This is a genomic window from Nostocoides japonicum T1-X7, from assembly GCF_001046855.1.
Lineage (GTDB): Bacteria > Actinomycetota > Actinomycetes > Actinomycetales > Dermatophilaceae > Nostocoides > Nostocoides japonicum.
The window spans coordinates 3,913,066-3,918,519 of sequence record NZ_HF570958.1; the positions used below are offsets into that span (position 1 = coordinate 3,913,066).

Annotated in this window: 5 protein-coding genes; 2 read left to right on the forward strand and 3 right to left on the reverse strand. The window is 71.8% G+C overall.

Annotation, left to right across the window (positions count from 1 at the left end):
- The coding region (locus tag BN12_RS17735; protein WP_048554532.1) for a helix-turn-helix domain-containing protein at positions 1-248 on the forward strand (248 nt) is incomplete at its 5' end.
- Positions 241-1,014: an enoyl-CoA hydratase-related protein gene (locus tag BN12_RS17740; RefSeq protein WP_048554539.1), complete on the forward strand. Its 774-nt coding sequence runs from the start codon at positions 241-243 to the stop codon at positions 1,012-1,014. The genes BN12_RS17735 and BN12_RS17740, both read left to right, overlap by 8 nt.
- Before the next feature lie 45 nt (positions 1,015-1,059).
- Here the strand turns inward: BN12_RS17740 and BN12_RS17745 are convergent, their stop codons facing one another.
- The 3 genes from BN12_RS17745 to BN12_RS17755 all read right to left on the reverse strand — a co-directional run.
- Positions 1,060-1,710, reverse strand: a complete 651-nt coding sequence (locus BN12_RS17745) for a GDSL-type esterase/lipase family protein (protein WP_053080076.1) — start codon at positions 1,708-1,710, stop codon at positions 1,060-1,062.
- A gap of 48 nt (positions 1,711-1,758) precedes the next feature.
- Positions 1,759-1,941, reverse strand: a complete 183-nt coding sequence (locus BN12_RS17750; protein WP_048554541.1) for a DUF6104 family protein — start codon at positions 1,939-1,941, stop codon at positions 1,759-1,761.
- A gap of 19 nt (positions 1,942-1,960) precedes the next feature.
- Positions 1,961-5,454: multifunctional oxoglutarate decarboxylase/oxoglutarate dehydrogenase thiamine pyrophosphate-binding subunit/dihydrolipoyllysine-residue succinyltransferase subunit (locus tag BN12_RS17755; RefSeq protein WP_083454741.1), on the reverse strand; the 3,494-nt coding region annotated here is incomplete at its 5' end.

A 5,454-nucleotide genomic window follows, 5' to 3' on the forward strand; every position in this document is an offset into this window, starting at 1 on the left:
TCGCCGACGGCGTGGCGGCGGGTGCCCTCCGCCCCGTCGACGCGTCATTCGTCGGCGCCGCCGTGCGCCAGGTCATGACGGCCATCCAGAGCGGCGAGATCGCCGCCGAGACCGGGCTCGCCGACGCCGCCGCCTACGACCGGCTCGCCGACCTCGTGACCCATGGGCTCGTCGAGGAGCGAAGCGCCGGGGCACCGCCGATCAGGCGGGCACGGAACGCCTCGGACGAGGGAGGGCACGATGGCTGACGAGACGGAGCCGGTCGTCTGCGGGGTCGCGGACGGCGTCGCCACGCTGGAGCTCAACCGGCCGGCGGCCGGCAACGCCCTGGACCTGGAGGTCGGCCAAGCCCTCGAGGCGGCCCTGGATGAGGTGGGCCCGGACCCGGCCGTGCGCTGCGTGCTCCTCCTCGGCCGGGGCCCGATGTTCTGCGGTGGCGGCGACGTCGCGAGCATGGCGGCGGCGCCGGACCGGCGGCGGTTCGTCCGCGAGCTCGCCGATGCGGCGCACCGGGTCGTCACCCGTCTCGACGCCCTCGACCGTCCGGTCGTCGCCGGGGTCCAGGGCGCGGCCGCGGGCGCGGGCCTCGCCCTCACCCTGAGCGCCGACGTCGTCGTGGCCGGGGAGTCGGCGCGGCTGCTCACGGCATACGCGGGGATCGGCCTGACGCCGGACTGTGGGACCTCGTGGCTCCTGCCCCGCACCGTCGGCCTGCGACGCGCCCTCGACCTGGCCCTCACCGGCCGGGTGCTCACGGCGCGCGAGGCCCTGGACTGGGGACTCGTGTCGCGGGTCTGCGCCGACGACGCCGTCCGGGCCGACGCGACCGCGCTCGCCCAGGCCCTCGCGGCCGGACCGGCCACGGCTCTCGGACGGACCCGGCGACTGCTCCGGGACGGCTATGCCCGGTCACTGCCCGAGCAGCTCGACGCCGAAGCCGACACGATCTCGCGCACGAGCGAGGGCGAGGAGGCCGCTGCCCTCATCGAGGCGTTCCTCACCCGGCGGCGCTGAACGCCGTGCGGCGGGAGGCCGCCGGTCTCGGGGCCGGCGAGGCCGTCAGATGCCCAGCCAGTCGGTCCAGCCGTTGTGGAGGACGAGCCAGGCGAGCAGGCCGTAGCCGGCCTGGCCGGGATGGACGCCGTCGCCCGCCGCCATCTCCGAGCGCCACTGGTCGTGACCGAGGAGCGGGGCGTAGCAGTCGACGAACGGGACGTTGCGCCGGGCGCACACGTCGGCCTGGGCCTCGACGAGCACCTCGAGCTTGCCGTTGATCTCCTCGTCGGCCGTCGGGGAGGGGCTGACGACGAACGTCCCGATGCCCGTGCTGCTCGCCTCGTCGAGGATGTTGGCGAGGTTGAGCCGGTGCCGCGCGAGGGTGACGCCCTTGGCGACGTCGTTGGCCCCGATGGCGACGACGAGCCGGCGCTCGGCGCGGCCGGCCCAACGGGGCGGGCACTCGACCTTCCACCGGGTGAGGACATCGGCGGACGTCTGCCCGCGCACCCCGAGGTTGTATGCCGTGAGGTCGAGGTCGGGATGCGTGGTCCGCCCGACGACGCGACCGACCCACCCCTGGCCCTTGGGGTCGCCGTAGCCCGCCGTGATGGAGGCGCCGATGAAGCACAGCCCGACGTCACGGCGACCCTCCGCGGTCACCGTGAACCGGGCGCTCGGGAGGAACTCGTTGCCGGTCGCGTCAGTCGTCACGAGGACGATCTTGCCCTAGCCGTCCCCGCCGACGCGCGAGGCTCCGTCTCACTCGTCATCGAGGTCGCCGTCGAGGCGCGCCAGCCACGTCGCGAGCCGCTCGATGGGGGTCTCGAACTCGGGGTTGAGGTCGACGAAGGTCCGCAGCTGCTCGGCGAGCCAGTCGAGGGTGACCTCCTCCTCGCCCCGACGGTCCGCGAGCTCCTCGATGCCTCGGTCGGTGAAGTACAACGCCCGCCCCCGCCGCGTCTCAGCGGTCGAAGGCGCGCGCCACGAGGTCCGCCTGCTCGGCCGCGTGCCGCTTGGAGGACCCCGTCGCCGGCGATGCCGACGCCGCCCGCGAGACGACCCGCAGCGGTCGCCGCACACCCTGGTCCGCGAGCGCCTGCGGCAGGTTGAGCGCGATGAACGGCCATGCTCCCTGGTTGAGCGGCTCGTCCTGGACCCACATGAGCTCGGCGTCGGGGTAGGCGGAGACGGCCTCGGCGAGCGCGCGCCCGGGCAGCGGGTAGTACTGCTCGACGCGGACGATGGCGGTTCGGTCGTCGTCGCGCTTGGCGCGCTCGGCCTCCAGGTCGTAGACGACCTTGCCGGCCGCGATGAGGACGCGGTCGACGTGACCGAGCGGTGCCCGGTCGGGAAGCACCGGCCGGAAGGTGCCGGTCGTGAAGTCCTCCGGCGCGCTGGCCGCCGCCTTGAGCCGCAGCATCGACTTCGGGGTGAAGACGATGAGCGGACGGCGCGGACGGGCATACGCCTGGCGACGGAGCAGGTGGAAGTGCGACGCGGGGGTCGAGGGGTAGGCGACGGTCATGTTGTCCTCGGCGCACATCGAGAGGAACCGCTCGATGCGCGCGCTGGAGTGGTCCGGTCCCTGGCCCTCGTAGCCGTGAGGGAGGAGCAGGACGACGGAGGAGCGCTGTCCCCACTTCTGCTCGCCGCTGGAGACGAACTCGTCGACGATCGTCTGCGCGCCGTTGAAGAAGTCGCCGAACTGCGCCTCCCAGAGGACGAGGGCGTCGGGCCGCTCGACGGAGTAGCCGTACTCGAAGCCCATGGCGGCGAACTCCGACAGGAGCGAGTCGTAGACCCAGAAGCGGCCCTGCGTGTCGCTGAGGTAGAGCAGAGGTGTCCACTCCTCGGCCGTGTTCTTGTCGATGAGCACCGCGTGCCGTTGGACGAACGTGCCGCGGCGGGAGTCCTGACCGGCGAGCCGGACGGGAGTGCCCTCCATGAGGAGGGAGCCGAAGGCGAGCAGCTCGCCGGTGGCCCAGTCGATGCCGCCCTCGCGGACGCTCGCGGCGCGCTTCTCCATCGTCTGGGCGAGCTTGGGGTGCACGGTGAAGCCGCGGGGGTAGTCGACGAACGCCTGCCCCAGACGCTCCAGCTCAGCCGGGTCGATCGCCGTTCGGGTCGCGTCGCGCCGGGGGTTGTCGGCGCCGGCGGACTGGGCGCTCGGCGGCTCGAGGCCGGCATGGCCCTCGACATCGGTGCCGGAGTAGCTGCGGTTGTCGCCGGAGTCGGTGCTCTTCAGCGCCTCCTTCGTCTCGAGGAAGACGCGCTCGAGCTGCTGCTGGTAGTCGCGCAGCGCGGCCTCGGCGTCCTCGCTGCTGATGTCGCCGCGGCCGATGAGGCTCTCGGTGTAGAGCTTGCGGACGCTCCGCTTGGCCTCGATGAGGTTGTACATGAGCGGCTGGGTCATCGAGGGGTCGTCGCCCTCGTTGTGGCCCCGCCGGCGGTAGCACACCATGTCGATGACGACGTCCTTGGTGAAGCGCTGGCGGAACTCGTAGGCAAGCTCGGCGACGCGGACGCACGCCTCGGGGTCGTCGCCGTTGACGTGGAAGATCGGCGCCTGGATCATCCGGGCGACGTCGGTCGAGTACGTCGAGGACCGGGACGCCGACGGCGACGTCGTGAAGCCGACCTGGTTGTTGACGACGACGTGGATCGTGCCCCCCGTGCGGTAGCCGCGCAGCTGGGACAGGTTGAGCGTCTCGGCGACGACGCCCTGGCCGGCGAAGGCCGCGTCGCCGTGCATGAGGATCGGCAGGACGGGGAAGTCCTCGCCGGCCCGGTCCAGACGGTCCTGCTTGGCCCGGACGATGCCCTCGAGGACGGGGTCGACGGCCTCGAGGTGGGACGGGTTCGCCGCGAGGTAGACCTTCGTCGTCGAGCCGTCCTCCGCCGTGAACCGGCCCTCGGTGCCGAGGTGGTACTTCACGTCACCGGATCCCTGGACCGACCGGGGGTCCTGCTTGCCCTCGAACTCGCGGAAGATCTGGGAGTAGCTCTTCCCGGCGATGTTGGCGAGGACGTTGAGGCGGCCGCGGTGTGGCATACCGATGCACACCTCGTCCATGTTGTCGGCCGCCGCGCGGCACAGGATGCGGTCGAGGAGGGCGATGACGGACTCGCCGCCCTCGAGGGAGAACCGCTTCTGTCCGACGAACTTGGTCTGCAGGAAGGTCTCGAAGGCTTCGGCGGCGTTGAGGCGGCGCAGGATGCGCAGCTGCTCGTCGCGGCTCACGCGGTCGTGCTTGACCTCGAACTTGCTCTGGATCCAGGCGCGCTGCTCGGGGTCCTGGATGTGCATGTACTCGGCACCGATGGTGCGGCAGTATGCGTCGCGCAGGATGCCGAGGACCTTGCGGAGCTTGAGGAACGCCTCCCCGCCGAACCCGCCCGTCGCGAACGAGCGGTCGAGGTCCCAGAGGGTCAGACCGTGCTCGGTGACGTCGAGGTCCGGGTGGCGGCGCTGGCGGTACTCCAGCGGGTCGGTGTCGGCCATCAGGTGGCCCCGCACGCGGTAGGCGTGGATGAGCTCCTGGACCCGGGCGACCTTGTTGACGTCGTCGTCGTGGTCGGCGTTGATGTCCTGGACCCAGCGGATCGGCTCGTAGGGGATCCGCAGGCTCTCGAAGATGTCGTCGTAGAAGCCGTCGGCACCGAGGAGCAGCTGGTGCATGATCCGCAGGAAGTCACCCGACTGGGCGCCCTGGATGATCCGGTGGTCGTACGTGCTCGTGAGCGTGACGATCTTGGAGACGGCGTTGCGGTTGAGCGTCTCCTCGCTCGCGCCCTGCCACTCCGCGGGGTACTCGAGCGCGCCGACCCCGATGATCGCGCCCTGGCCGGCCATCAGCCGGGGGACGGAGTGGACGGTGCCGATCGTGCCGGGGTTGGTCAGCGAGATCGTCGTGTCGGCGAAGTCGGTGACGGCGAGCGTGCCCGCCCGGGCCTTCCTGACCATCTGCTCGTATGCCGTCCAGAAGCGCCCGAAGTCCATCGCCTCGGCGCCCTTGATGGAGGGCACGAGGAGCTGGCGGGTGCCGTCGGGCTTCGCGAGGTCGATGGCGATCCCGAGGTTGACGTGGGCCGGCGTGACGAGGACGGCCTTGCCCTTCTCGTCGTGGGTGAAGCCGCTGTTCATCTCCGGCATCGAGGCGAGCGCCCGGACGAGGGCGTAGCCGATGATGTGGGTGAAGGAGACCTTGCCGCCGCGGCTGCGGACGAGGTGGTTGTTGATGACGATCCGGTTGTCGATGAGCAGCTTCGCGGGCACCGCGCGGACGCTCGTCGCGGTCGGGACGCCGAGCGAGGCCTCCATGTTCGTCACGACGCGGGCACTCGCGCCGCGCAGCGGCGTCGCGCGGGTCGCGTCCGCTTCGTCGTCACCCGAGGCGCCGCCCTGGTCGGGGTCGCGGGGTCGGGGCGCCGCCGCCTTCGCCGGAGCCGGGGTGG